The 24,017-nt window shown below is 63.6% G+C and carries 25 protein-coding genes; 10 read left to right on the forward strand and 15 right to left on the reverse strand.

Annotation, left to right across the window (positions count from 1 at the left end; translation table 11 throughout):
* Positions 1 to 228 precede the first annotated feature (228 nt).
* Positions 229 to 1,074 carry a bifunctional hydroxymethylpyrimidine kinase/phosphomethylpyrimidine kinase gene (gene thiD / locus AC1D1J_RS00625; RefSeq protein ID WP_477693596.1) on the forward strand — a complete coding sequence of 282 codons (846 nt, stop codon included), beginning with the start codon at positions 229 to 231 and terminating at the stop codon, positions 1,072 to 1,074.
* On the opposite strand, the gene AC1D1J_RS00630 is transcribed toward thiD, so the two are convergent.
* From AC1D1J_RS00630 to AC1D1J_RS00670, 9 genes are all read right to left on the reverse strand, one after another.
* Positions 1,058 to 2,356, reverse strand: a complete 1,299-nt coding sequence (locus AC1D1J_RS00630; protein WP_477693597.1) for a purine-cytosine permease family protein — start codon at positions 2,354 to 2,356, stop codon at positions 1,058 to 1,060. The genes thiD and AC1D1J_RS00630 overlap by 17 nt on opposite strands.
* A gap of 287 nt (positions 2,357 to 2,643) precedes the next feature.
* Positions 2,644 to 3,747: an NAD(P)/FAD-dependent oxidoreductase gene (locus tag AC1D1J_RS00635; RefSeq protein ID WP_477686484.1), complete on the reverse strand. Its 1,104-nt coding sequence runs from the start codon at positions 3,745 to 3,747 to the stop codon at positions 2,644 to 2,646.
* A gap of 79 nt (positions 3,748 to 3,826) precedes the next feature.
* Positions 3,827 to 4,156 (reverse strand): ferredoxin FdxA, encoded by a 330-nt coding sequence (fdxA, locus tag AC1D1J_RS00640; protein WP_477693598.1) that lies wholly within the window; start codon positions 4,154 to 4,156, stop codon positions 3,827 to 3,829.
* Between the two features lie 91 nt (positions 4,157 to 4,247).
* The gene (locus tag AC1D1J_RS00645; RefSeq protein ID WP_477693599.1) at positions 4,248 to 5,573 is read right to left on the reverse strand and encodes a sulfate adenylyltransferase subunit 1; all 1,326 of its coding nucleotides are present in this window, start codon (positions 5,571 to 5,573) and stop codon (positions 4,248 to 4,250) included.
* A gap of 114 nt (positions 5,574 to 5,687) precedes the next feature.
* Complete coding sequence (cysD, locus tag AC1D1J_RS00650; protein ID WP_457278592.1) at positions 5,688 to 6,644, reverse strand: sulfate adenylyltransferase subunit CysD; 957 nt, start codon at positions 6,642 to 6,644, stop codon at positions 5,688 to 5,690.
* Positions 6,645 to 6,651: 7 nt separating this feature from the next.
* Positions 6,652 to 7,272: a phosphoadenosine phosphosulfate reductase domain-containing protein gene (locus AC1D1J_RS00655; protein WP_477693600.1), complete on the reverse strand. Its 621-nt coding sequence runs from the start codon at positions 7,270 to 7,272 to the stop codon at positions 6,652 to 6,654.
* Between the two features lie 5 nt (positions 7,273 to 7,277).
* Entirely contained in the window at positions 7,278 to 7,682 is a 405-nt protein-coding gene (locus AC1D1J_RS00660) for a DUF934 domain-containing protein (RefSeq protein WP_477693601.1), read from the reverse strand.
* 20 nt (positions 7,683 to 7,702) lie between these two features.
* A complete protein-coding gene (locus tag AC1D1J_RS00665) occupies positions 7,703 to 9,514 on the reverse strand; it encodes a nitrite/sulfite reductase (RefSeq protein WP_477686479.1) in 1,812 nt (603 codons plus the stop codon).
* Between the two features lie 44 nt (positions 9,515 to 9,558).
* Positions 9,559 to 10,350, reverse strand: a complete 792-nt coding sequence (locus AC1D1J_RS00670; RefSeq protein ID WP_477667269.1) for a sulfite exporter TauE/SafE family protein — start codon at positions 10,348 to 10,350, stop codon at positions 9,559 to 9,561.
* A gap of 266 nt (positions 10,351 to 10,616) precedes the next feature.
* On the opposite strand from AC1D1J_RS00670, the gene AC1D1J_RS00675 reads away from it, so the two are divergent.
* Positions 10,617 to 11,828 carry an ABC transporter substrate-binding protein gene (locus AC1D1J_RS00675; protein WP_477686623.1) on the forward strand — a complete coding sequence of 404 codons (1,212 nt, stop codon included), beginning with the start codon at positions 10,617 to 10,619 and terminating at the stop codon, positions 11,826 to 11,828.
* Positions 11,829 to 11,981: 153 nt separating this feature from the next.
* The gene (locus AC1D1J_RS00680) at positions 11,982 to 12,761 is read left to right on the forward strand and encodes a response regulator transcription factor (protein ID WP_477686477.1); all 780 of its coding nucleotides are present in this window, start codon (positions 11,982 to 11,984) and stop codon (positions 12,759 to 12,761) included.
* A gap of 88 nt (positions 12,762 to 12,849) precedes the next feature.
* Here the strand turns inward: AC1D1J_RS00680 and mnmC are convergent, their stop codons facing one another.
* Positions 12,850 to 14,763, reverse strand: a complete 1,914-nt coding sequence (mnmC, locus tag AC1D1J_RS00685; RefSeq protein ID WP_477693602.1) for a bifunctional tRNA (5-methylaminomethyl-2-thiouridine)(34)-methyltransferase MnmC2/FAD-dependent 5-carboxymethylaminomethyl-2-thiouridine(34) oxidoreductase MnmC1 — start codon at positions 14,761 to 14,763, stop codon at positions 12,850 to 12,852.
* A 20-nt stretch (positions 14,764 to 14,783) separates the two neighbouring features.
* The gene (locus AC1D1J_RS00690; RefSeq protein WP_477670829.1) at positions 14,784 to 15,065 is read right to left on the reverse strand and encodes an oxidative damage protection protein; all 282 of its coding nucleotides are present in this window, start codon (positions 15,063 to 15,065) and stop codon (positions 14,784 to 14,786) included.
* A 145-nt stretch (positions 15,066 to 15,210) separates the two neighbouring features.
* On the opposite strand from AC1D1J_RS00690, the gene AC1D1J_RS00695 reads away from it, so the two are divergent.
* From AC1D1J_RS00695 to AC1D1J_RS00705, 3 genes are all read left to right on the forward strand, one after another.
* Positions 15,211 to 16,251 (forward strand): sulfate ABC transporter substrate-binding protein, encoded by a 1,041-nt coding sequence (locus AC1D1J_RS00695; protein ID WP_477693603.1) that lies wholly within the window; start codon positions 15,211 to 15,213, stop codon positions 16,249 to 16,251.
* A 145-nt stretch (positions 16,252 to 16,396) separates the two neighbouring features.
* A complete protein-coding gene (ssuE, locus tag AC1D1J_RS00700; RefSeq protein WP_477693604.1) occupies positions 16,397 to 16,996 on the forward strand; it encodes an NADPH-dependent FMN reductase in 600 nt (199 codons plus the stop codon).
* 89 nt (positions 16,997 to 17,085) lie between these two features.
* A complete protein-coding gene (locus tag AC1D1J_RS00705; protein ID WP_457278582.1) occupies positions 17,086 to 17,301 on the forward strand; it encodes a TOBE domain-containing protein in 216 nt (71 codons plus the stop codon).
* 134 nt (positions 17,302 to 17,435) lie between these two features.
* On the opposite strand, the gene AC1D1J_RS00710 is transcribed toward AC1D1J_RS00705, so the two are convergent.
* From AC1D1J_RS00710 to AC1D1J_RS00720, 3 genes are all read right to left on the reverse strand, one after another.
* Positions 17,436 to 18,461, reverse strand: coding sequence for a Bug family tripartite tricarboxylate transporter substrate binding protein (locus tag AC1D1J_RS00710; RefSeq protein ID WP_477694450.1), 1,026 nt, complete (start codon positions 18,459 to 18,461; stop codon positions 17,436 to 17,438).
* Positions 18,462 to 18,537: 76 nt separating this feature from the next.
* On the reverse strand, positions 18,538 to 19,746 hold the full coding sequence (locus AC1D1J_RS00715) for a CaiB/BaiF CoA transferase family protein (protein WP_477693605.1): 1,209 nt from the start codon (positions 19,744 to 19,746) through the stop codon (positions 18,538 to 18,540).
* Between the two features lie 25 nt (positions 19,747 to 19,771).
* On the reverse strand, positions 19,772 to 20,731 hold the full coding sequence (locus tag AC1D1J_RS00720) for a hydroxymethylglutaryl-CoA lyase (protein ID WP_477694451.1): 960 nt from the start codon (positions 20,729 to 20,731) through the stop codon (positions 19,772 to 19,774).
* 162 nt (positions 20,732 to 20,893) lie between these two features.
* Here AC1D1J_RS00720 and AC1D1J_RS00725 point away from each other — a divergent pair, with 162 nt between their 5' ends.
* From AC1D1J_RS00725 to AC1D1J_RS00740, 4 genes are all read left to right on the forward strand, one after another.
* The gene (locus tag AC1D1J_RS00725; RefSeq protein ID WP_477693606.1) at positions 20,894 to 21,805 is read left to right on the forward strand and encodes a LysR family transcriptional regulator; all 912 of its coding nucleotides are present in this window, start codon (positions 20,894 to 20,896) and stop codon (positions 21,803 to 21,805) included.
* 355 nt (positions 21,806 to 22,160) lie between these two features.
* A complete protein-coding gene (locus AC1D1J_RS00730) occupies positions 22,161 to 22,526 on the forward strand; it encodes a hypothetical protein (protein ID WP_457278577.1) in 366 nt (121 codons plus the stop codon).
* Positions 22,513 to 22,761 (forward strand): hypothetical protein, encoded by a 249-nt coding sequence (locus tag AC1D1J_RS00735; protein ID WP_436154840.1) that lies wholly within the window; start codon positions 22,513 to 22,515, stop codon positions 22,759 to 22,761. The genes AC1D1J_RS00730 and AC1D1J_RS00735 overlap by 14 nt, the downstream gene beginning before the upstream one ends.
* 173 nt (positions 22,762 to 22,934) lie before the next feature.
* Positions 22,935 to 23,489, forward strand: a complete 555-nt coding sequence (locus AC1D1J_RS00740) for a DsbA family protein (protein WP_457278576.1) — start codon at positions 22,935 to 22,937, stop codon at positions 23,487 to 23,489.
* Here the strand turns inward: AC1D1J_RS00740 and AC1D1J_RS00745 are convergent.
* Positions 23,486 to 24,007: an N-acetyltransferase family protein gene (locus AC1D1J_RS00745; protein WP_477686471.1), complete on the reverse strand. Its 522-nt coding sequence runs from the start codon at positions 24,005 to 24,007 to the stop codon at positions 23,486 to 23,488. The two genes, AC1D1J_RS00740 and AC1D1J_RS00745, sit on opposite strands and share 4 nt — an antisense overlap.
* Positions 24,008 to 24,017 lie beyond the last annotated feature (10 nt).

Raw genomic sequence — 24,017 nt, forward strand, 5'->3', positions numbered from 1 at the left:
CTTCTGGATGGCGGTTGTCGCGGTACGGCGTTCCGCGATAATTGATCCGGCATTCGTTGCGCTGTCTTTACCGACGCTAGCCTTCGCAGCGCCATGCGAATACCTTCGCCCCAAGCAACAAATGGCCCCCGTTCTTTCATTTGCAGGTATTGGGGCCTGCACCGAAGCCGCGACGCTCAGGTTCTGGTGTGATGCACTGTGGATCACGGAAAACGAATGACTGCACTCATGAATGAAACCACTTTCGACCACGAATACCCGCGCGTGCTGAGCATTGCAGGTTCCGACAGCGGCGGCGGGGCCGGCATCCAGGCTGACCTCAAGACCTTTGCCGCGCTGGGCTGCTACGGCATGACGGCCATCACTGCGCTGACGGCCCAGAATACGCGCGGCGTTCGCGCCATCCATGGCGTGCCGCCGCAGATGCTGCGCGACCAGATCGATGCCGTGATCGAAGACATAGGCGCGCATGCGGTGAAGATAGGCATGCTGCACGCACCCGACATCGTGCGGACCGTGGCGGAGGCAATTGATCGGCATGCGCTGCAGAGCGTGGTGCTGGACCCTGTCATGGTCGCCACCAGCGGCGCCGTGCTGATCGACAACCCGGCCATTGCGGTACTGGTGCGTGAGCTGTTTCCGCGTGCCATGGTGGTCACCCCAAATCTCGACGAGGCTTCGCTGTTGGTCGGCCGGTCGCTGGGCACCGAGCAGGACATGCAGGTTGCTGCACAGGAGCTGCTGGCCCAAGGCGCCCGCGCCGTGCTGCTCAAGGGCGGGCATTTGCCCGGCGATGTGGTCAGCGATTTACTGGCCACCCAAAGTGGCGAACTGCACTGGATGCGCGGGCCGCGCATTCCCAGCCCCAATACCCACGGCACCGGTTGCACGCTGTCGTCCGCGATTGCCGCTCACCTGGCGTTGGGGCACCCTCTGTTGGAGGCTGTGCAGCGCGCACGCGCCTATGTGCGTGCGGCGCTGGAGGCTGGTGCCAGAGTGCGAACGGGCGCTGGCGGCGGGCCGCTGAACCACGGCCACGCGCCCATCGCGATGCGGCTCAAGCCGCTGCGGTGATACCGGAGCGGCCGCTGCGCGTCAGGCGTGCCAGTACAAAGGTCAGCACCAGGGTTGGCAAAGCCGCACCCCAGTCCGGCGCGAGCTTCGCGCACAGGTGATAACACGCAATGCCCAGCACCCAGATCGCGACGGCGCTGGGGTTCACCTTGCGTTCGGCTACCAGCGAAGCGATATCGGCCGTGCCGGCCAGCCGTGCCAGGATCACGCCATACAAAGGTACAAACACCGAACTGAGCATCAGCAAAAAAGGCTCCAGGCTGTGCATGGGCAACACCAGCGCCAGCGCGGTGCACAGCAGTGCCAGCCCCACGCCCCAGCGCCGCACGCTCCAGGCAGGTTTCAGGCTGTGGCCGGCCACCGAGCCCGAATAGAGATCGCCATACGCGTTGTCGACCTCGTCGATCAGGATCAGCCCCAGCGCGATCAGGCCGCCTTGCGCCAGCAGCAGCGCGGCGACGAGGTCGGTGCTGGGCGCTGTAATCGCGACCAGCACGCCCAACGCATAGCACCAGATATTGGCGATCGCATAGCCCAGCCAGGTGCCGCGCAGCGCGGCTTTGCCATCGCGTCCATGGCGCGCGAAATCGGCTACGAGGGGTAACCACGACACCGGCATTGCGATCACCAGGTCGAGTGCGGACAGCGTGCTCATGCCGCCTTCACCTGGCCGCATCCACAGCGCGCTCAGGCCCTGGGCATTGGCCTTGGACAGAAACTGCCAGCTCAGCCACAGCAATGAGGCGATGACCAGCGGCAGGCCATAGCGGCCTATGAATTTGCGCACCAGCTTGACCATGGAGCCCGACAGCAGCGCCAGCAGCACCGCGCCCCACAGCAGTGTGGCCAGAAGCGGCCAGAAGGCGCCTGCAAAGTTGCCGGACTGGCGGGCGATGGCCACTGTCCCGTCACGCATCACCACCAGTTCGAAGGTGGTCCAGCCGATGAGCTGCACGATGTTGAGCAGCACCGGCAGGCGCGCAAAACTGCTGCCATAGGTGGCATGCATCAGCCCGGCGCTCGACAGCCCGCTGTCGCAGCCGATCCTGGCCGTCCAGGCCAGCAATCCGGCGCCAAGTACCGAGCCGCAGACGATTACCAGCAATGCGGTCTGGGTGCCCACAGCCGGCACCAGGTAAGCACCGATCTGCATGACCAGCAGGCCCACCCCGAGGCTGAGCCACAGTGCGGCATGGTCGCTCCAGCCGAACAGGCGGTCGCTGGAGGGCAACGGCGCCAGCGCGGTGTTGCCGGCGGCAGCAGGAGTAGAAGTCGTGGTCATCAGCAGTTCCGATCATCGATGTCAGGTCGGCCTGCTTGAAGCCCGCAAGAACAGCGGGCATCCGGAACATGCTTCCCTGCGCGAGGATTACCTCAAATCAGGTTCAAAGGGACTTTCTCAGCCACCGGAATTCGCATGACGAATTGCAGCAACACCCCCAGCGAAAGCGCCTGTGTAGACGCCAGCCAAATTGTAGGGCGATTCCGGGCGGGCCTATTGCGTAAGCCGTACAGGCAACAAAAAGCCCGCACGCGGCGGGCTTTCAGGTGGAAGCGAGCCAGCTCGGCTTAGTCGTCAAACACCGGCGATTCAACACCCAGCACCTTGTGCAGTTTCGGGCTGGTTGTGGTGTATTGCAGGTGGATCTTCTTGTCCGGGAAGATCAAGGGAGCCGCGCCAAAGGCTGCCAGCGCGCACTCATGGAAGCCGCTCAGAATCAGCTTCTTCTTGCCGGGATAGGTGTTGATGTCGCCCACGGCAAAGATACCTGGAACATTGGTGGAAAACTTCTCGGTATCCACCTTGAGCTGTTTGCGCTCTATGTCCAGGCCCCAGTTGGCAATAGGCCCTAGCTTGGGTGACAGGCCGAAGAACACCAGCAGCACGTCCAACGGCACCACGCGCGTAACGCCATCGGAGCCGGTGACCTTGGCGCCGGTCAGCTTGCCGTTTTTTTCCTCGTAGCCAGTGATCTGTCCCACGATGAACTGCATTTCGTAGGCGTCGCAAAGCTCGCGCATTTTGGCCACGCTGGCAGGCGCCGCCTGGAAGCCGTCGCGGCGGTGAATCAGGATCACGCTCTCGGCCTTGTTCGGGCCTTCGGCGACAAAGTTCAGCGTCCAGTCAAGCGCCGAATCACCGCCGCCCACAATCACCAGGTTTTTTCCGGCAAAGTCGGCCGGGCTTTTCACGCGGTAGAACAGCTGGCTGTCGTCGAACTTCTCCAGGCCTTCGACGCGCAGCAGCTTGGGCTGGAAGGCACCCACACCGGCCGCGATAAAAATCGTTTTGGTCAGAAAGCGCGTGCCTTTGGAGGTCTCGACGAAGAAGCGGCCGTCCTGCTGCTTTTCAACCACGCTGACTTCCTGGCCGAAATGAAAGGTCGCGCCGAAGGGCTCGATCTGTTTGAGCAGGTTGTCGGTCAGTTCCTTGCCGGTGCAGACGGGCACGGCCGGAATGTCGTAAATCGGCTTGTCGGGGTAGAGCTCAATGCACTGGCCGCCCGGGTAGGCCAGCGAGTCGATCACATGGGCCTTGATCTCAAGCAGCCCCAACTCAAACACCTGGAACAGGCCGACAGGCCCGGCGCCCACAATCACCGCATCGGTTTCGATGGGACCGTCGTGCTGCGCTGCGGTATTGATCACTTCTTGGTTCAGTTGAGGTTCCATGGTTCCTGGGGCGCTTTGCAAAGCGCGTGGCGGCCCGGGGAGGGCGAGGTGCCGGTGGCTTCAGGCCGGATGAACCGGCTTAGCGGACCAATTCGGACAGCTTGCCCGTCTTGTCTTTCCATTCCTCGGCATCGGGCAGCGCATCCTTGCGCTTGGTGATGCTTTTCCAGCCCGCGGCACGGCTCAATTCCACATTGAGCTGGATGAACGAAACCTGGTCGGCCGGCACGTCCTCCTCGGCGTAGATGGCATTGACCGGGCATTCGGGGATGCAGACGGCGCAGTCGATGCATTCGTCCGGATCGATCACCAGCATGTTGGGGCCTTCCCGGAAGCAATCCACGGGGCAGACATCCACACAGTCGGTGTATTTGCAGCGGATGCACGATTCGGAGACGATGTGAGTCATGTTATTTGGGGCTAATCGGTGGAAACCCTCAATTTTAAGAGGATTCCGTGAGCAGGGTTAAGTCAGTGAGGATAGCGGGGCTTGATCCTGGTCAAAGGATCAGCACGGCACCTGAAGTCTTGTTCGAGGCGGTGTCCACCAGGACCAGCGAGCCCAGCATGCGCGAACGGGCATAGGGAAGGGTGGCCAGCGGTTCCTGCAGGCTCAGCTCGATATGGCCGATGGCATTGGGCGGCAGCTCGCTGGCGTCTTCCTCGGCGAGGGTGTTGACATCAAGCTTGTGGACGATGCGTTTGACCTTGGCCTTGACCCAGCGGTGGCCATGCAGCGCCCAGTAGATGCGCCCGGCGACCAGCGGCTCATCGTCCATCCAGGCCACGGTGGCCGAGATCTCCCGTGAGGGTTCAAAGGTATCCGTGGCCAGCAGCCAGTCGCCGCGTGACACGTCAACTTCCCGGTCCAGCACGATGCCCGCGCTGTGACCGGCCAGGATGGCCTTGGGCTGGCGGGCATGGTCCAGCACCTGCGCCACCACGGCCGTCTTGCCGCTGGGGAGTATGGTCACGCTCTGGCCCGGCTGTACGCCACCCGAGGCAACGCGGCCCCAGAAGACACGCCGGCCCTGGGAGGTATCGGATGAAGACGAAAACTTTTCAACCCATTGCACCGGGAAGGCAAAGGCTTCGGTGGTCTCGGCCGGCGTGACGGGCAGGTGTTCCAGCAACTGCAGCAATGACAAGCCTTCATAACCGCACCAGCCGGGCTGGGCGTCCACCACGTTAAAGCCCTTGAGGGCAGACACGGGAACGGTCGCTTTCACCGGGATTTTCGCGGCCCGGGCGAATGTTGCCAGCGCTGCTTGAATGTTCCTGAAAGCCAGCGTTGGGTCTTCCACGGCGTCGAGCTTGTTCACGGCGAACACGATGGACGGCACGCGCAGCAGGTTGACCAGCAGCGAATGGCGGCGGGTTTGCTGCAGCAGCTCCAGCGCGGGGTTTTTCCAGTCGAGCTTGGTCGCATCCACCAGCACGACGGCGGCGTCGGCACTGGAGGCGGCCGTCACCATGTTGCGGGTGTATTGCTCATGCCCAGGGGCATCGCCGATGATGAATTTGCGGCTTTCAGTGGCGAAATAGCGGTAGGCCACGTCAATGGTGATGCCCTGCTCGCGCTCGGCTGAAAGGCCGTCCGTCAGCAATGCCAGGTCGGTTTCACCCTGGCGCTGCACGCCGGCCAGGTGGTCCTGCAGCACGGCCTTGCTGTCCACCAGCAGGCGGCCGATCAGAGTGCTTTTGCCGTCGTCGACCGAACCGCAGGTGATGAATTTCAACGCAGGTTTCAGGTCGTTTTGGCCTGCAACCGTTTCTGGCTGTGCGCCGTCAGCTATCAAATCAGTAGTGTGGGTACTTGTGGTCATCTCAGTCTCAAAAATGGTGGCAAGGTCTTTATCAGTGGGGGCCGCGGGTCCGGCTGTGCCGGTCCGCAGGCGCCGCCCCCTGGGGGGAGCAGGCGAAGCCTGTCCGGGGGAGAACTAAAAATACCCGTCTTTCTTGCGCTTTTCCATCGAAGCGTCGGAGGTCTTGTCGTCCATGCGCGTTGCGCCGCGCTCGCTCACGTCGGCGGCCAGCGTTTCGATCACGATCTCGGCGGCCGTGGCGGCCGGGCTGTCGACCGGGCAGGTGCAGGTGATGTCGCCGACGGTGCGGAAACGCACGGTCTTTTCAACGATCTGCTCCCCGTCGCGTGCCGGGGTGAGGTCCGTCACCGGTACCAGCAGGCCCTTGCGTTCGACCACCTTGCGCTGGTGCGCGTAGTAGAGCGAAGGCAGTGCGATTTGCTCCCGTTCGATGTACTGCCACACGTCGAGTTCGGTCCAGTTGGAGATCGGGAACACCCGGAAGTGCTCGCCGGGCTGCAGCCGGGTGTTGAACAGCGTCCAGAGCTCAGGGCGCTGGGCCTTGGGTTGCCACTGGCCGAAGCTGTCGCGGTGCGAAAAGATGCGCTCCTTGGCGCGGGCTTTTTCCTCGTCGCGGCGCGCGCCGCCAATCAGGGCGTCAAAGCGGAATTCGTCAATCGCCTCAAGCAGCGTGACCGACTGGTGCACATTGCGCGATTCGCCTGGGTGGGCCAGGCGCACCGTGCCGCGTTTCATCGAGTCTTCGACATTGCGCACGATCAGCTCGGCGCCCAGTTCTTTTGCGCGGAAGTCACGGAAGTCGGTCACTTCGTGGAAGTTGTGGCCGGTGTCGATCATCAGGAGCGGGTAGGGGATGCGGCCCACGCCGAAGGCCTTTTCCGCGCACTTGAGCATCACCAGCGAATCCTTGCCGCCCGAAAACAGCAGGGCCGGGCGCTCAAAGGCGGCGGCTACTTCGCGCAGGATGAAGATGGTTTCCTCTTCCAGCGCATCGAGATGGGAGTTGGACAGCCGCGCGATGGAGATCGCCGGGTCGGCTGGCAGCAGGTGGGATGGTGTGCGGGCGTTCATAGGTCAGTCAGTGCGCAAGGTGCAGGCCGCATTCGCGGTTGTCTTCGCCCTTGGTGGGGTCCACATAGTCAAAATTGTTGGGCAGGCCGTTGATCTCACAGTACTGGTAAAGGTCCTTGGACGACCAGTGCAGGAGCGGCGCGACCTTGATCAGGCCGTCGGGGTTGACGCTGACCGGATCCATCTGGGCGCGTACCGCGGTGTCGGTGGCGCGCAAGGCCGTGAACCAGACCTGGGGCGCGGTTTCGCGCAGGGCGCGGGCAAATGGCTCGAGTTTCACTTCTTCAGTGAATGCGGCATGGCGTGGATCGTCCAGCGCCGGGGTCGCGCCTTCCACGGCCTCGCGGTGCGCACGGGAGCGGCGCGGCAGGTAAATATGCAGGTCCAGCTTGAGCAGCCTGGTCACTTCGTCGGCGAAGCGGTAGGTGGCCTCGGTGTTGTAGCCGTTGTCCATCCAGACCACGGGAACGCGCGGATTGGCGCGCGTCACCATGTGCAGTATCACCGCCTCGAAGGGGCGGAAATTGGTGGTGATGATGGCGGGCCGGCCCAGTCCCACGGCCCAGCCCACCAGGCCCTGCGCGTTGTGGCCGAGTTCTGCGTTGATCTTTGCAAGGTCGAGGCTCATGGTGTTCAGGCCGTAGCCCCTTCCTTTGCTTCCTTGAAGTGGGGTCGCACGTCTACCGCATCGCCCTGATATTTGCCTGCTTTGTAGCCTGGGTAGCTGCTCAACACACGTTGGGCAACGGCCATGTCCTGGTCAGCACGCAGCACGGCAGTGTCAAAGCCGCTGCGCTCCATCTGGGCCAGCTGGTCCACCAGTACGTCGCCGGTGGCGCGGATTTCACCCTTGAACTCGCGGCGGCGGCGCAGCAGGAAGGCCTGGCTGTAGGCGCGGCCATCGGTGAACTTCGGGAAGTGCAGGTCAATGCGCGCGATGCCGTCGAGTGTGATCTCGAATGGATCGGCATCGTTCGCAAGGACCAGGGTACCGGGTTGTTCGGCGCCGCTTTGTTCGCTGAAAGGCAGTAATTTCATCGTGATTTCCTTTCCAGTGTTCAGTGCGCGACGGTGTTGGGGGCAAAGCGCGCATTCTTGGCGGCGGCCTTGTAGGGTTCGATGCCGACGCGGCGGAAAGTCGCAATGAACGTTTCGCCGTCTTCGCGCAGCTGGCGATAGGTGTCGAGCACTGCTTCAATGACTTCCGGCACTTCGGCGCCGGTGAACGAAGGGCCCACCACCTTGCCAGGCACCGAGGCGCCGCTCAGCGTGGAACCATCGGAGCCGCCCAACGACACCTGGTACCACTCAAGGCCGTCCTTGTCTACGCCCAGGATGCCGATATGGCCGCTGTGGTGGTGGCCGCAGGAGTTGATGCAGCCGCTGATGTGCAGGTCGATCTCGCCCAGGTCGTGCAGCTCGTCCATGTCCTGGTAGCGCTCGGTGATGGCTTCGGCAATCGGGATGGAGCGCGCATTGGCCAGCGAGCAGAAATCACCGCCGGGGCAGGCGATCATGTCGGTCAGCAGGTGGATATTGGGCTTGGCAAAGCCCGCCTTGCGGGCGGCGCGCCAGAGCTCGGGCAGCTCGTCGCAGCGCACCCACGGCAGCAGCAGGTTCTGGTCGTGCGTGACGCGCACTTCACCGGCGCTGAACTGGTCGGCCAGATCGGCGGCGATGTCGAGCTGGTCGGCCGTCGCGTCGCCGGGCGCCTGGCCCAGGCGCTTGAACGACAGCGTCACGGCGCGCAGGTCGGGGTTCTGGTGGGGGGCCACATTGCGCTGCAGCCAGCGGCCGAACTCCACGTCGTCTTCGGCGGCGGCGCGCAGGATGTTGGCAATTTTTGTATCGGCGCTCTTGCGGTCGCAATTGAGCGCAGGCGGCACAAAGCAGGCTGTCACGCGGTCGAGTTCTTCCTGCGTGATGGTGTGCGGCGCGCCATCGTGTTCCAGGATCTGCTTGTATTCGGCCTCGACATCGTCGATGTAGCGCTGGCCTTCGGCCTTCACCAGAATCTTGATACGGGCCTTGTAGATGTTGTCGCGGCGGCCATAGCGGTTGTACACACGCACCACGGCTTCCAGGTAATTCATGATCTGGTTCCAGGGCAGGAACTCGCGGATCACGGTGCCGATCACGGGTGTGCGGCCCATGCCGCCGCCCACCAGCACCTTGAAGCCCAGTTCGCCTTCGGCGTTGCGGATCAGGTGCAGGCCGACGTCGTGCCAGGCGGTGGCGGCGCGGTCTTCACGGGCGCCGCTGATGGCGATCTTGAACTTGCGCGGCAGGAAGGCGAACTCGGGGTGCAGCGTGCTCCACTGGCGCAGGATTTCGCCGAAGGGACGCGGGTCGGCGATTTCGTCGACGGCGATGCCGGCACGCTCGTCGCTGGTGATGTTGCGGATGCAGTTGCCGCTGGTCTGGATGCCGTGCATGGCGACGCTGGCCAGCAGGTCCATCACCTCGGCCGACTTGTCGAGCGGAATCCAGTTGTATTGCACGTTCTGGCGCGTCGTGAAGTGGGCATAGCCGGTCGTCAGTTTGGAGCTGACCGACAGGCCGTTTTTCAGATTGACGGGGCCGAGCTTGTCCTGCTTGGCCTGGGCTTCACTGAACAGCGCGGCGTTGGGCTGGTCGTATTCGCGGGCGATTTTGGCCAGCACGCGCATCTGCGCGCTCGACAGCTCGCCATAAGGCACGGCCACGCGCAGCATGGGCGCGTAACGCTGCACATACCAGCCGTTTTGCAGGCGCAAGGGGCGAAATTCGTCTTCAGGCAACTGGCCTGCCTGCCAGCGGGTCAGCTGGTCACGGTATTGGGCGGCGCGGGCCTTGACAAACTCTCGGTCAAATTCTGTGTATTGGTACATGGCTGTCGGGATTCAAACGTCGTGGGATTTTTATAAGGAGCGGGTCAGATCGAAATCAGTTTCACGCCGGCATAGGCCAGCAGCACGGACAACAGCGAACGGATCACGCGGTCGGGCGTTTTGTGCACCAGGTGCGAGCCCAGCCAGATGCCGGGCAAGGAGCCGGCCAGCAGCTTGATTAGTAGCGGCCAGTCTACCGAACCGATGGAGGCATGGCCGAGGCCCGCCACCAAAGTCAGCGGCACGGCATGGGCAATGTCGGCCGCCACGATGCGCGGCAGCGGCAGGGTGGGGTAGAGCAGCATCAGCACGATGACACCGATGGCGCCCGCGCCGACTGACGTCAAAGTGACCAGCGTGCCGATGACTGCGCCAAACAGCAGTGGCAGCGACCAGTGGCGCGCACGCGTGGCCTGGCCAATGAGTTCTGGCGCGATGGTGGTCGGGGCGGCCTTGCCGCGCAGCACCTTGTAAGCCGTGGCGCCGGCCGTCAGCAGCAGCGCCAGGCCCAGCGTGGTGGTCATGATGGCTTGCGTAGCCGGGTTGGCAGGGCCCATGCGCTGCAACATATACAAGGTGGCCAAGGCAGCCGGAATGCTGCCGGCTGCTGTTTGGCCGACGATTTTCCAGTCGACCACACGGGCGCGGGCCAGGCTGACGGTCCCGCCCATCTTGGTAAAGGCCGCAAACAGCAGGTCGGTGCCGATGGCCAAGTGCGGTTTGATGCCGAAAAAGAAGATCAGCAGTGGCGTCATCAGCGAGCCGCCGCCCACCCCTGTCAGGCCCACAACCAGGCCGACGGCAAAACCGGCAAATACAAAGGCAAATTCATGCATAGCGGGAAAATGTAAATGCGCGGCTTATAAAAACAAACTACACATTTGTTCTGCCGTTATGCAGATAAGCTTATTCGCCAATAAATATGCGGGTTTCGGGCGGTTTTTTCGGGTCAGCGGCATAAGGCTTGCATTGAGGCTGACCATTCACCAGCCGACCCGTCACAAAGCGCTGGTACAGTCCCTGCTCTTTCGGATGAGCTGCCCGGTTTTGGGCTTGCCGCACGAACCGAATTGCCCATTTTTGGAGAAAACCCGTGAATTTGATGAAGTCCGCCCTGATGGGCGGGGTGTTTCTGGCCTGCGCCACGGCGGTGACGCTCGCCCAGGGCAGCCCGAAACCTCCCATCAAGATCGGCGAAATCAACAGCTACTCCGCCATTCCCCAGTTCGCCCAGCCTTACCGGCAAGGCTGGCAGCTTGCGGTCGAGGAAATCAATGTGGCCGGCGGCCTGCTGGGGCGCAAGATCGAAGTCATCTCGCGCGATGACGCCGGCAAACCCGAAGAAGCCCTGCGCCAGGCCGTCGAGCTGACCTCAAAGGAAAGGGTGGATGTGCTGGCGGGCGGGTTTTACTCCAGTGTCGGTCTGGCGCTGGCCGGTCATGCCCAGGCCAGCCGGCGGGTGTTCATCGCCAGCGAATCGCTGGCCGACGCCATCGTCTGGGAACAGGGCAACCGCTACACCTTCCGTCTGCGCCCCAGTACGTATATGCAGGCAGCCATGCTGGTCGAAGAGGCGGCAAAGCTGCCGGCCAAGCGCTGGGCCACGATTGCCCCCAATTACGAATACGGCCAGAGCGCAGTCACCGTGTTCAAGGAGTTGCTGAAAGCCAGGCGCCCTGACGTCGAGTTTGTGAGTTACCAGTGGCCGGCGCTGGGCAAGATAGAAGCCGGCCCAACGCTGCAGGCGGCCATGCAGGCAAAACCCGAGGCGATTTTCAACGCGACTTTCGGGGCCGACCTGACCAGGCTGGTTCGCGAGGGCAACCAGCGTGGCATTTTTCCCCGCATACCGGTGGTGTCGATGCTTTCGGGGGAACCCGAGTATCTGGAGGCGCTGAAAGACGATACGCCGAAAGGCTGGATCGTCACCGGTTACCCGTGGGACCAGATCGACTCCCGCGAGCATGCCAGCTTCGCCGCCAACTACTATCGCCGCTTCAACGAATACCCCAAAGTCGGCTCGGCGGTGGGCTACGCCACCATGCAGGCGATTTTTGCCGCCATCCGCAGGGCCAATTCCACCGACAACGAAAAGCTGGTGGTGGCGCTGCGCGGACTGAAGTTTTCCACGCCTTTCGGCCCCGCCGAATTCCGCGCCATTGACCACCAGTCCACCATGGGCGCCTACGTGGGCAGGCTGGATCTGCGCGGCCACAAGGGCACCATGGTGCAATGGCGCTATGCCGACGGCAAGGCCTATTTGCCAAGCGATGCGTATGTCAAGGCCCGCCGGCCTGCCGCGGCCATGAAGTGACGTTTTGACAACGCAGGCGCTGAATTCCTTGAAGCCTCCCCGGTGATCCCCCCATAATCGGGCGCAATGACGAATACGGGTGGTGAGGCTGTCAAGCGGGTTTTTGTAAGAGTGTTCGGGTTTGATGACGTTGAGCGTCATGCCCTGAACGCAGTGTTTCGCATTTCCGAAACACGATCCATCGCCTACACCCCCTGGACGCCCGACGCGCCCGAAGAGGCCTTGATGGCGTTGATTGACGGCGACAGCTGGGAAGCTGCGCTGGAGCTGGCCAACCCCGCGAATGACGACTTCACCCTGATCTGGATCGGCGACAACCCGCCGGCCAGGGCGCGTCTGGTGATCCCGCGCCCGCTGCAGTGGACCGCCGTGATTGACGGCATGGACGAATTGCTGGCCGCTGAACGGCGGCAGGCCGCGCAGGCCCTGCAGCCGGGCAAAGCACATGGTGAGAAGGGCCTGGATCTCGACCTGCTGTCCGAATCCACCGCGCTGCTGGACCTCGATCTCGACTTTGATTCGCAGGCGCCTACCGCGCCGGCGCCGCTGGAAGCCCCGGAGCCCCTGCCGGAGCGCCCTCAGGTGTTGGTGGTGGATGCTGACCGCGACGCGCGTCTTTACCTGCGTGCCAGGCTGGCCATGGCCGGTTTCGTGAAGATAGACGAGGCGACCACCGGCACCGAAGCGCTCAAGCTGATTGACACGCATCTTTACAAGCTGGTGATTCTCGACATGGAGCTCCCTGACATTGAGTCCTGGGAAATGGTCAAGCGGGTGGAGGCATCGCGCCCTGCCATCGCCTACCTGATTTTGACCGGCAACCGTCTCTCCCCGCTGGACACCGTGCGCGGATGGTTCGGCGGCGCGCGCGGCAGCCTGCGCAAACCGCTGCACCCCGGAAAGCTCAAACGCCTGCTGCGCAGCGTGGAGTGAAGGCGCTCATTACGCCTTGAATGCTATCTATTTGATAGCTGCTTGCGCCCGTTCCCCCTTGGTTTCAGCCCTGTTTTGCTTAAGAATCTCAGGTATTGACGATCGGTGCGGGCGCCGCATGCTGCGGCATCAGCGCCTCCGCCAGCCGCTGTTCAATCGGCAAAGGTTCGGCGTGCAGCTTCGCCGCCAGCAATTCCCCGCAAAGCGCGGCAAACGTCAGCCCGCGCGACCCCATGCCGCTGCACACCCACAGGCCCGGGCTTTCTTCCAGCGGACCCAGTGCGGGCAAGCGGCTGGGCGTGGCGCAGCGCACACCCGCCCAGGACTGAACCTTTCCTGGCTCAAACTGTGCGGCCAGTGCACGGGCGGTTTGCGGCAGCAGGGTTTGCAGCCGGCTGAGATTGTGCTGGTCGTCCTCGGGCCGTGTTTCGGCCTGGGTGTTGTCGCGTTCAAAGCTGGAGCCCATGACCCAGGCCACGCCGCCGGCCTTGCCGGACATGGGCACCGCAGGCACCAGGCTGCCATGGCCGTTCACGGGAAAGGGCGGCAGTGCGCTGGCCGCGCCGGGCTCGTGCAGGCCCCAGCTCACCTGGCCCCGGATGGCCTGCAGCGCCAGGTCACCAGCCTTGTTCGTTGTAGCGCCGGCTGCCAGTTCCAGGCTGGCATAACCAGCCGCCAGCACCACGAGTTCGGCGCGGGCCAACTCCCGGCCCTGCGCATCCAGAACCTGCCACTGGCCCGAGGCCTGGTTCAGGCGGCTCACTATTGATCGGCCGTGCGATTGCACACCCGGCCCGGCCAGCCAGGCGTCGACCAGCGCGGCCGGCCGGATCCAGCCCGCCCGCGCATGCCACAACGCGGGCGTATCCGGCGGCAGGCCGCATTGCCTGAGCTGGGCAGCGTCGGCTGGCCCTGTCCAGTCCCCAGCGGCGTCGGCCCAGTCCGCTTGCCAGGCCTCGGGTTGTTTGCGCGGGTGCTCCACCGCATGCTCCAGTACGCCGGTGCGGCCCCAGTCGCCGGCCTGCAGCATGGCCTCGGCCTGCTGCAGCGTGGCGCGAATGCCATGGCGCGATAGGCGCGAGAGCGGGTTGTCGTCGGGCGAGACATGCGGCGCCAGCAAGCCGGCGGGCAGGCCGGACGCCCCGGCGGCGGGCTCTTCGGCCGCGTCGAGCACCACGACCTGCCAGCCGCGGCGCGCCAGGCTGGCCGCCACGGCCGCGCCGGCCAGGCCAGCGCCAATCACCACGCAGCGGGCAGGTGGCCGGCGTGCGGGCGAGGGATGTGTTTTTTTCGGCTCCCACGCCGGATTGAACTCACCCTGCAGGTTGTCGCGCTTGGGCGGAATGCCCGGTACCTTGTTGACCACAAATCCGCATTGCGCCAAGGCGTCGCGCACGCTGCGCGCAATCGTCCAGGTGGCTATACGCGTGCCGCGCCGGCAGCAGCGGGCGACCGCCTTGAAGGTATGCACGTCCCAGATGTCCGGGTTGCGCTGCGGGCTGAAGCCGTCCAGGTAGACCGAATCTGCCTCAAACGATTGTTCGCGCAGCATGGCCTTGGCGTCGCCAATGCACAGCGTCAGCAAGACCCGGCCGCCCTCAAACACCAGGCGGTGAAAGCCCGGCAGCAGCCCCCATAGCTGTGCCTGCAGCTGTTCGGCGAAAGGAAGTAGTTCAGGGTGGGTTCGGGCGCTGCGCAATACGTCTTCGGCGCTGGCTGGAAAGGCTTCGGTCGAGACGAAATGCAGCAGGCCAGGGCGCTGTGGGTCGGCCTTCCAGGCGGCCCAGGTCACAAGGAAGTTCAGGCCCAGGCCGAAGCCGGTTTCAAGAACAGTCCATTGCGGCTGGCCGGCCCAGGCTCCAGGCAGGCCGCAGCCCTTGAGGAAGACTTCTTTAGCCTGATCCAGCCCGCCCAGTTCGCTGCGGTAGCGGTCGCCAAAGCGCGGACTGAAGGGGCTGCCGCCGGCTGTGCCGTCGTCCAGCCACTCGATGCGTTCGGGCATTCGCCGGGTTCAGGCTGGAATCAGGGTGTGGGCGTGGTCGGGGGAACGTAGCCCTGGACGGCGTCGGCGCCGTCGCCGAAGAAGTGTTTTTCCATCTGCCGTGCCAGGTATTGGCGGGCGCGGGCATCGGCCAGGTTCAGGCGGTTTTCATTGACCAGCATGGTTTGCTGCTTCATCCACTCCGCCCAGGCTTCCTTGCTGACTTCTTCCCAAAGGCGTTTGCCCAGCGGGCCAGGGTAGGGCGGAAAGTCCAGGCCTTCGGCTTCTTTACCGAGTTTGATGCATTTGACGAGGCGTGCCATGGGGTAGTTCTTTCGTAGGGCTAAGGTGTCTAAGGATGTTTGTGGAATAAAGAACTGATTTTTTATTCGTTCCAGTTTCTAAGGTCTGCTTCCAGAATCCATTTTGTTCGCATTTACACGCAATTTTTTGGAAAAGAGAGCAACCATGACTTCACGCCGCAACTTTATCAATGTTTCCGCCCGCACTGCCGTGGCGGCCGGTTTGGGTTTGACGCTGGCAGGGTCACTGCTGACCGCCCAGGCCCAGCAAGCGCCCGTCACGCTGCTCAACGTCTCGTATGACCCAACCCGTGAGCTTTACGTCGAATACAACGCGGCCTTCAGCAAATACTGGAAAGCCAAGACCGGCCAGGATGTGACGATCAAGCAGTCGCACGGCGGCTCCGGCAAGCAGGCCCGCTCCATCATTGATGGCCTGGACGCCGACGTGGCCACCCTGGCCCTGGCCGGCGACACCGACGCGCTGGTCAAAAACGGCGGCTGGCTGTCGGCCGACTGGCAAAAAAAGCTGCCGCACAACTCGTCGCCCTATACCTCCACCATCGTGTTGGCCGTGCGCCAGGGCAACCCCAAAGGCATCAAGGACTGGGATGACCTGATCAAGCCTGGCATCACCGTGATCACGCCCAACCCCAAAACCTCGGGCGGCGCCCGCTGGAACTACCTGGCCGCCTGGGAATTTGCCAAGCGCAAATACGGCAGCGACGCCAAGGCCAAGGAGTTTGTCGCCAAGCTGTACGGCAATGTCTCGGTGCTGGACACCGGCGCCCGCGGCTCCACCATCACCTTTGCCCAGCGTGCCCAGGGCGACGTGCTGATCGCCTGGGAAAACGAAGCGTATTTGCTCGAAAAAGAATTCGGCGCCAAGTTCGACGTGGTCGCGCCATCGCTGAGCATCCTGGCCGAGCCCGCCGTGGCCGTGGTCGACAAAAACGTCGACAAGAAGGGCAGCCGCGCCGTGGCCGAGGAATACCTGAAGTACCTTTATTCCGAAGAAGGCCAGGACATTGCCGGCAAGAACTTCTACCGCCCGGCGGTTTCGCAGAAAGCCATTGCCAAGTACGCCAAGCAGTTTCCCAAGCTGAACCTGTTCACCATCGACCAGGCCTTCGGCGGCTGGGCCAAGGCGGACAAAGAGCATTTCGCTGACGGCGGCTCGTTCGATCAGATCTATACGAGAAAGTAGGCTTCCCCCCGAAGCGGCCTGCGGCCGCCTCCCCCCAGGGGGCGCCCGCTGCGGCCCGGCTGAGCCGGTTCCGCGCCGGCACTGGAATCAGAGAGCGGGCACACGCCGCTTGGTAATCAATGCAAATCAAAGAGTTCCACAAATAATGTCCTCGCAACAATCCGTATTGCTGATCGCCGGCAGCCCTTCGGAGCAATCCCGCTCGGCGGCGCTGCTCGATTCCGTCAGCGACAGGCTGGCCCTGCGGGGCGGCCTGGTGGTCGACCGGCTCAACATCCGTGAGCTGCCGGCCCAGGCCTTGCTGCTGGCTGAGTGGGGGCATCCGGCGATCGTCAAGGCGATTGACCAGATTGCCCGCGCGCGTGCGATCGTGGTGGCCACGCCGGTCTACAAGGCGGCTTACAGCGGCCTGCTCAAGGTGCTGCTTGATTTGCTGCCGCAAATGGCACTGAAGGAAAAAACCGTGCTGCCGCTGGCCACCGGCGGCAGCCCGCACCACATGCTGGCGCTGGACTACGCCCTGCGCCCGGTGCTGCAGGCGCTGGCGGCCCGCCACATCCTGCCCGGCGTATACGCCACCGATTCGCAGGTGCCGCAGTCGGCCGACAAGCGCTATGAAGTGGGGCCCGAGATCACCGTGCGCCTGGATGATGCGGTGCTGACCCTGCTGGCGGAAAGCTTCCGGATGCCGGCCACCACGGGCTTCGAGCCGGTGCATTTTTCGCGGGTGCGATGTAGCGTCTGAGCTGAGCCGCCCGCCGGTGCTGAATTCAGGCCATTGAATTCATCGATTTTCAGTTCAACGTTTTTTACCCAAGTTCCAGGAGAACCTGTATGTCCATCCAAGCCATCAACGTCCGCAACCAGTTCCGCGGAAAAATCAAGGAAATCATCCGCGGCGACGTGGTGTCTGAACTCGACGTCGAAACGCCCTGGGGCATCGTCACCTCGGTCATCACCACGCGCTCGGTCGACCAGCTCGAACTGGCCGTCGGCAGCGAAGTGGTGGCACTGGTCAAGTCGACCGAGGTGTCCATTGCCAAGCTGTAGGCTTGCCAGGGCGGGTTGATTGCCAAATTGCCGCCTGGCGCTTTATTGGCGGGCGCAAGCAGCTATTAAAACCATAGCAAATCCAGGGCCGTCCCGTGGTGATGAACAGCAGGGCGGCCGCCTGCGCGTGTGCCTTACTGCAGTTCGACGCCCGCCTTTTTCACCAGCTGCGCGTACTTCACCAGTTCGCTGCGAAAGTACTGCGCGGCGGCTTCCGGGCTGCCGGGGTTGATGGTGTTGCCCTGCTTGAGCATGGCTTCCTTCACTTCGGGCGTGGCATAGGCGGCAACCACCGCGTCGTGGATGCGTTTGACGTCGGCCGCCGGCAGCTTCGCGGGGCCTATCACCGCGAACCAGCCTTCCATGTTGTAGTTGGGCAGGCCTTGTTCCGCAATGGTCGGAATGTCGGGCGCCGCGGGTGAACGGGCGCTGCCGCCCACACCGATGGCGCGCAAGGCGCCGCTCTTCAGGTGCGCCTGCACGGCAGGGAGCGCCAGCACGCCCATGTCCACCTGCCCGCCGATCATGTCGGCAACCATGGGGCCCACGCCCTTGTAGGGAATGTGTTTGGCCTTGACCTGTGCTTCGTCCAGAAACATCTGCGCAGCCAGGTGCAGGATGGTGCCGTTGCCCGACGACGCATAGTTGTAGGCGTCGGGTTTGGCCTTGAGCAGGGCGACCAGCTCTTTCACGTTGGTGGCCGGCAGTTTGGCGGGGTTCACCACCAGCACCATCGGCGTGGTGCCAATGACGGTGATGGGCGTGATGTCGGCCACCGGGTCGAACGGCAGCGACTTGTAGACGCTGGGGTAGATCACGTGGTTGTTGGACACCACGCTCAGCGTCATGCCGTCGGGGGCAGCCTTCACAAGCGCGGACGTGCCGACAATGCCGCCTGCGCCGGGCTGGTTTTCAATCACCACCGGGTTGCCCAGCGCCTTGCCCAGCGCAACACTGGCCGCTCGCACGATGGTGTCCACGCCCGAGCCGGCGCCCACCGGCAGGATGAAGCGCACCACCTTGTCGGTAGTCTGGGCCAGCAATCTGCGCGGCATGGCCAGGAAAGCGCCGCCGGCAAAAAGGGCGCCCAGTCCCCAGAGGGCCTGGCGCCGGGTCGCGGGTTGGTTGCTCAAGGCTGAGGTATCGGTACTGCGGATCATCTTCATCTTGGGGGTCATTTTGTCTCCTTCATTGTCGTGAGTCGCGCAAATCGGCTGGCAGGGTCAACTCACTGCCTCAACTGACTGCAGCTTGCCGGTGCAGGTCATCCATTTCACCCGCGCTGTAGCCCAGGCCTGCCAGCAGCTCGCGGGTGTGCTCACCCAGCGTGGGCGGGTGCAGGCGAACCCCCAGCCGCTCCCCTTGCATGGTGATGGGGAACAGCGTGGTTTTTACCATCTGGCCGGCCTTGGGGCCATCGGGCAGGCGCACATCGGCCAGGCCGCCGGTGGCCAGCAGGTGTTCGTCATCGAACAGGTCTTCGGGTCTGCGGATAGGCGCAAACGGCAGGCCGGCTTTTTCCATCACGGCTGAAAGCTCTGCCGCAGCGCGCGGGGCCAGCCGCGCTGCCAGGTCCTTGATCAGGGCGGGGCGCACCGCCACACGCTGGTTGTTGGTGGCCAGCGCGGGGTCGGCCTTCAGGTCGGGAAAACCCAGCACGGTGCAAAACGTTTGCCACTGCGCGTCGCTGACGGCCGCCAGGAATATCTGTTCTCCGTCTTTTACGGTGAACACGTCGTACACCGCCCAGGGGTTGTCGCGCACGGGCATGGGGGCCGGGTGTTTACCGGTCATGGCGTACTGCAGCATGTGCTGGCCCATCAGGAAGACATTGTTTTCATACAGTGCCGACTGCACTTCCATACCCTTGCCGCTAATACCGCGCTGGATCAGCGCGCCCAGCGCGCCGATGGCGCCGAAGAGGCCGCCCATGATGTCGTTCACGCTGGTGCCGGCGCGCAGCGGGTCGCCGGGCCGGCCCGTCATGTAGGCCAGGCCGCCCATCATCTGCACCACTTCATCCAGCGCGGTGCGGTGGTCATAGGGCCCGGGCAAAAAACCCTTGTGGCTGACGTAAATGATGCGCGGGTTGACGGCGCTGAGCGCGGTGTAGTCCAGGCCGTACTTGGCCATGGTGCCGGGCTTGAAGTTTTCGGCCACCACGTCGGCGCTGGCGCAGAGCTTGCGCGCCACTTCGGCGCCCACCGGGTCGTGCAGGTCAATGCCGATGCTTTTCTTGTTGCGGTTGAAGAGCGGGAAGAAGCCCGAGCCGGCGCCCAGCAGGCGGCGGGTCCGGTCGCCGTCGATGGGCTCGACCTTGATGACTTCGGCGCCCATGTCGGCCAGCACCATGCCGCAGGTGGGGCCCATGACCATGTGGGTGAACTCCACCACGCGCAGGCCGGCCAGCGGCTGTGGGGTGGTGGATTCGGGGATGGGTTGCATGCAGTGTTCCGGAAGAAAAAATAATTCAGGCCGCAGCGGCGGTGGAGCCAGCAGATAGGCGCATGGTTTTGGGCAGGCCCGCGCGCCACAGCGTGCCGTGCAGGGTTTCGCCTTCCAGCCAGCCCGCCACGCGGGTGCGCAGCGCGATCAGCTTGTCAAAGTCAATGCCGGTTTCAATGCCCATGCTGGCCAGCATATAGGCCAGGTCTTCGGTGGCCACGTTGCCGCTGGCGCCGGGCGCATGCGGGCAGCCGCCTATGCCGGCCAGGCAGGCGTCAAAGCGCGTCACACCGGTCTGCAGCGCGGCATACACATTGGCCATGCCCAGTCCGCGGGTGTCATGAAAGTGGCCGCAGTCAAGCCGCTCACCGGCCACCTCAAAAGCCTGCTCAAACAGCAGACGAACCATTTCCGGGTCGGCATAACCCACGGTGTCTGCCAGGCCGACGCGGTCGGCGCCGGCGTTCAGCACGGCGCGCAGCAGCCGCAGCACTTCGGTCGGCTCGACCCGGCCCTGCAGCGTGCAGCCAAACGCCGTACTCATGCCGACTTCGATCACGATGGGCGAGCCCGACGCATCACGCAGTTCGCGGATGCGGGCGATTTCCTCGACCACCTCATCGGGCGTCTTGCGCAGATTGGCCAGGCTGTGGGCGTGGCTGGCCGAAATCGGCAGCAGCATCAGGTCGGCACCGGATTCGATGGCGCGTTCAGCGCCCTTGAGGTTGGGCACCAGCACGGAGGTGACCAGGCCGGGCAGTGTTTTGGCAAAGGCCACCAGCCCGGCGGTGTCGGCCAGCTGCGGCAGCAGGCGCGCCGGTACAAATGAACCGACCTCGATCTCGCGCTGGCCGGCGTCGTAGGCCGACCGGATCCATTGCAGCTTGTGTGCGGTCGGCATCACGGTGGCAATGCTTTGCAGGCCGTCACGCAGGCCCACTTCACGAATCGTTGCCTGCCGGGGGAGGGCAGGCCTTGAAGGCATGTTCACTGTGGTCTCCGTTGTCGTCTGTTCATTCTCAGGGCGCAGCTGCAGTTTAGAATTTCCTGAATGGTTTAATTTGTCAATTTTGGAAGGGCTGACGTTCCGGATGGGAATATCAAATCCTCCCTTTGCGCTAGTCCAAGCCGGAGCCAGGAGCCGCCCATGAGAGACCTCGACATGACCACGCTGCGGCTGTTTGCGGCGGTATGTGATGCGCGCAGCATTGCCCGCGCGGCCGAGCAGGCCAACATCGTCGGCTCGGCCATCAGCAAGCGGCTGGCCCAGCTCGAAGACACCGTCGGCACGCCGCTGCTGGTGCGCCGCCGCCGCGGCGTCGAACCAACGCCCGCCGGCGAAAGCCTGCTGGAACACGCGCGCACCATGCTGGCCAGCGCCGAGCGCATCGAGCGCGACATGGCCGCTTATGCCCAGGGCGTGCGTGGCCAGGTGCGCATCCTGGCCACGGCTTCTGTCATGGCCGAGTCCCTGGCCGACGATGTGGCGGCGTTTTTGCAGGAGCCGGCGCACCATGACATCCAGGTCGACATGGAAGAACGCGTCAGCCCCGATGTGATCCGCGGCATCAAGGAGGGCGTGGCCTCGGTCGGCATTTGCTGGGACGCTGCCGACCTGAGCGGCCTGCAGTCGCGCAGCTACCGCACCGATCACCTGGCCATCGTGACCCACCCGTCGCACCCGCTGGCAGGCGAGAAAACCCTGCACTTTGAGCAGACGCTCGACTTCGAGCATGTCAGCCTTCCCGCGCACAGCGCTGTGCAGGTGCTGCTCCTGCGGGCTGCGGCGCTCAAGGGCAAGGTCGTGGTTCACCGCGTCATCGTGTCCAACTTCGAGGCCGCCTTGCGCGTGGTCCGCGCCAACCTGGCCATCAGCGTGGTGCCGCGCGAGGTGGCCGAGCCTTATGCCGCCACCTATGGCCTGCGTGTGATGCCGCTCGCCGACCCCTGGGCCCAGCGCCGCTTTGCCATCTGCTTTCGGGATGAGGCGGGTTTGTCGGCGGCGGCCAGGCTGCTGGTGGCCCATCTGGCGGCAAAAGGGTTGCCCGATGGAGGGTGAAAAGTACCGTAGACGCTCAGCGCGGCATTTCTAGCGCTATCAAATCAGGAGCTGCTTGCGCCCGGCAGCATTGGCCTTCAGCTATTTTTCATGCTTTAAACAGCGTTCAAAAGACGTTTGGTAACACCTGCAGGCACGCCAAATGGCCCCTGGACGCCGGGGGAAAGCTTCCGGGCCTGCCGTTTAGAGGTAAAATAGGCCTCCAACCCACAGCAGACAAGCGCGAGCAGCTATAAAAAATATAGCGCGCAGGGCTGATCCAGGCTAGCCCGAAAGGGGGCCAGCAACCGCCGAAGGGCGGTTACCTGGTCCGCAAAGTGCTTGATTTAGGGGAAGGAAGCCCCAAATTCACTGCATGAACGCCACCCAACCCCATCCCCACAAAACCGACCTCACGGTCACCCACGTACTGGCCGAGCTGCTGGAACGGCTTGAGCACAGCGCGGTGCCGGTGGGTGCCGAGCAGTACCGCTCCGTGGTGCTGCACCTGGTCAACGAACTGGGCGATGTGGAACCCGGCATGGCGCTGGGCGCGCTGCTCGACACGCACCCGGCTGCGGCAGAGCTGTATGAAAACGTCAATTACCAGTACGCGGGCCTGTGCCGGTCTGCGCTGGACGCCTCGCTCGCTGCCGAGCTGAAGGCCAAAGAGGCCATCGAAAAGGCCATGAAACCCATCAACCCCCAACTGAAGGAAGACCCCAACCATGGCAAGAGCTGACGCCAAAACCGCCGTACTCGCTGACGGCCTGCGCTACAAGTCCAAGGTGTCGGGCTCACCGTTTGCTGCCACCACGTCATTTGGCGCTGCCACGATGTCGTGTTTCATGTGCGGCAAGCACCGCGCCCGCTCCCTGATGGGCACCCGTAAAGTGCTGGGCAAGTCCCAGGCCGTGTGCTCGCCCTCGTGCAAGGCACTCGACGAAGCCCTCGAAAACGCCGCCAACCAGGCCTGAAGCTGAACCACGAGGCCGGCGTCGCTGGCCTCTACCTGGCTATTCACGGCCATCCACGGCTCCCCATCGACGCCGATGGGGCCGTACGGCTCCTTGATCACTGCGCACACCCGGGCGCATACTGTGCTGAAGACTTTTTCAACGTCTGAACGCACAGCTAAAAGGTGATTCTCATGGCCGATTCGTCCCAACCCGACCCGTTTCTCGAACCCGACGACGCCATCGACCATATCCATGGCCCGGCGTCGGCCCCGGTCACCGTCGTGGAATACGGCGACTTCGAATGCCCGTCCTGCTTTCAGGCCTACGGCGCCCTGAAGGTGATGCTGCCGCACTTCGGGCGCCAGCTGCGTTTTGTCTTCCGGCACTTTCCGCTGCGCGAAGTGCACCCCCATGCCGAACTGGCCGCCGAAGCGGCGGAAGCCGCCGGCGCACAACACAAGTTCTGGCCCATGTACGAGTTGCTGTTCACGAACCAGCACCACCTCAAAGACAAGCACCTGCTCGACTACGCCGCCCAGGCCGGCCTGGACATGGCCCGCTACCAGAACGAAATGAACGACCACGTCTACCTGCAGCGCGTGCAGGAGCACATGCAAAGCGGCCGCCACCTGGGCGTGCGCTCAACGCCGGCGTTTTATGTCAACGGCGTGTTCTGTGATGTGTCGTTTGGGCTGCAACATCTGCATGAGGCTATCGACAAGGTGTTGACCAGCCAACAGACTTAACCGTCAACAGGCTGACGCGGCGTCACCAGCGTCTTCTGCAAAAATGCCAGGTCCAGCCAGCGGCCAAACTTGAAAGCCGCCTGTTTGATCGTGCCGCTGTGTTCAAAGCCCAGGCGCTTGTGCAGTTCGATGCTGGTGGTGTTGTCCAGATCAATCGCGCCGACCAGAACGTGCATGCCTTGCGCTTCAGCCCTGGCCACAATCGCCTCCAGCAGCTTGCGCCCCAGGCCCAGGCCGCGGCTGTCTTTCTCCACGTAGACCGAATGCTCCACCGTGTATTTGTACGCCGGAAACGCGCGGAAGGTGCCGTAGCTCGCAAAACCCAGCAGCTTGCCGCTGTCGTCTTCCATCCCGACCACAGGAAAGCCGTTGGCGCGCTTGGTGGCAAACCAGGTCACCATGCTTTCAGGTGCGCGTGGTTTGTAGTCGTACAGCGCCGTCGAGTTGACGATCGCCTCGTTGAAGATGGCCAGGATTGCACTGGCATGGCGTTCTTCGGTGCATTCGACGAGATGCATGGGGATTCCT

It is taken from the genome of Polaromonas sp. P1_F8 (genome assembly GCF_056405635.1).

Coding starts and splice junctions, on each gene's coding strand:
- AC1D1J_RS00710 (WP_477694450.1), bottom strand. CDS start 18,461: ATGATCCGCAGTACCGATACCTCAGCCTTGAGCAACCAACCCGCGACC.
- cysD (WP_457278592.1), bottom strand. CDS start 6,644: ATGAACGCCCGCACACCATCCCACCTGCTGCCAGCCGACCCGGCGATC.
- AC1D1J_RS00725 (WP_477693606.1), top strand. CDS start 20,894: ATGAGAGACCTCGACATGACCACGCTGCGGCTGTTTGCGGCGGTATGT.
- AC1D1J_RS00745 (WP_477686471.1), bottom strand. CDS start 24,007: ATGCATCTCGTCGAATGCACCGAAGAACGCCATGCCAGTGCAATCCTG.
- AC1D1J_RS00695 (WP_477693603.1), top strand. CDS start 15,211: ATGACTTCACGCCGCAACTTTATCAATGTTTCCGCCCGCACTGCCGTG.
- AC1D1J_RS00705 (WP_457278582.1), top strand. CDS start 17,086: ATGTCCATCCAAGCCATCAACGTCCGCAACCAGTTCCGCGGAAAAATC.
- ssuE (WP_477693604.1), top strand. CDS start 16,397: ATGTCCTCGCAACAATCCGTATTGCTGATCGCCGGCAGCCCTTCGGAG.
- AC1D1J_RS00730 (WP_457278577.1), top strand. CDS start 22,161: ATGAACGCCACCCAACCCCATCCCCACAAAACCGACCTCACGGTCACC.
- AC1D1J_RS00715 (WP_477693605.1), bottom strand. CDS start 19,746: ATGCAACCCATCCCCGAATCCACCACCCCACAGCCGCTGGCCGGCCTG.
- fdxA (WP_477693598.1), bottom strand. CDS start 4,156: ATGACTCACATCGTCTCCGAATCGTGCATCCGCTGCAAATACACCGAC.
- AC1D1J_RS00645 (WP_477693599.1), bottom strand. CDS start 5,573: ATGACCACAAGTACCCACACTACTGATTTGATAGCTGACGGCGCACAG.
- AC1D1J_RS00660 (WP_477693601.1), bottom strand. CDS start 7,682: ATGAAATTACTGCCTTTCAGCGAACAAAGCGGCGCCGAACAACCCGGT.
- AC1D1J_RS00655 (WP_477693600.1), bottom strand. CDS start 7,272: ATGAGCCTCGACCTTGCAAAGATCAACGCAGAACTCGGCCACAACGCG.
- AC1D1J_RS00690 (WP_477670829.1), bottom strand. CDS start 15,065: ATGGCACGCCTCGTCAAATGCATCAAACTCGGTAAAGAAGCCGAAGGC.
- AC1D1J_RS00675 (WP_477686623.1), top strand. CDS start 10,617: ATGAAGTCCGCCCTGATGGGCGGGGTGTTTCTGGCCTGCGCCACGGCG.
- AC1D1J_RS00735 (WP_436154840.1), top strand. CDS start 22,513: ATGGCAAGAGCTGACGCCAAAACCGCCGTACTCGCTGACGGCCTGCGC.
- mnmC (WP_477693602.1), bottom strand. CDS start 14,763: ATGCCCGAACGCATCGAGTGGCTGGACGACGGCACAGCCGGCGGCAGC.
- AC1D1J_RS00670 (WP_477667269.1), bottom strand. CDS start 10,350: ATGCATGAATTTGCCTTTGTATTTGCCGGTTTTGCCGTCGGCCTGGTT.
- AC1D1J_RS00630 (WP_477693597.1), bottom strand. CDS start 2,356: ATGACCACGACTTCTACTCCTGCTGCCGCCGGCAACACCGCGCTGGCG.
- thiD (WP_477693596.1), top strand. CDS start 229: ATGAATGAAACCACTTTCGACCACGAATACCCGCGCGTGCTGAGCATT.
- AC1D1J_RS00740 (WP_457278576.1), top strand. CDS start 22,935: ATGGCCGATTCGTCCCAACCCGACCCGTTTCTCGAACCCGACGACGCC.
- AC1D1J_RS00635 (WP_477686484.1), bottom strand. CDS start 3,747: ATGGAACCTCAACTGAACCAAGAAGTGATCAATACCGCAGCGCAGCAC.
- AC1D1J_RS00720 (WP_477694451.1), bottom strand. CDS start 20,731: ATGCCTTCAAGGCCTGCCCTCCCCCGGCAGGCAACGATTCGTGAAGTG.
- AC1D1J_RS00665 (WP_477686479.1), bottom strand. CDS start 9,514: ATGTACCAATACACAGAATTTGACCGAGAGTTTGTCAAGGCCCGCGCC.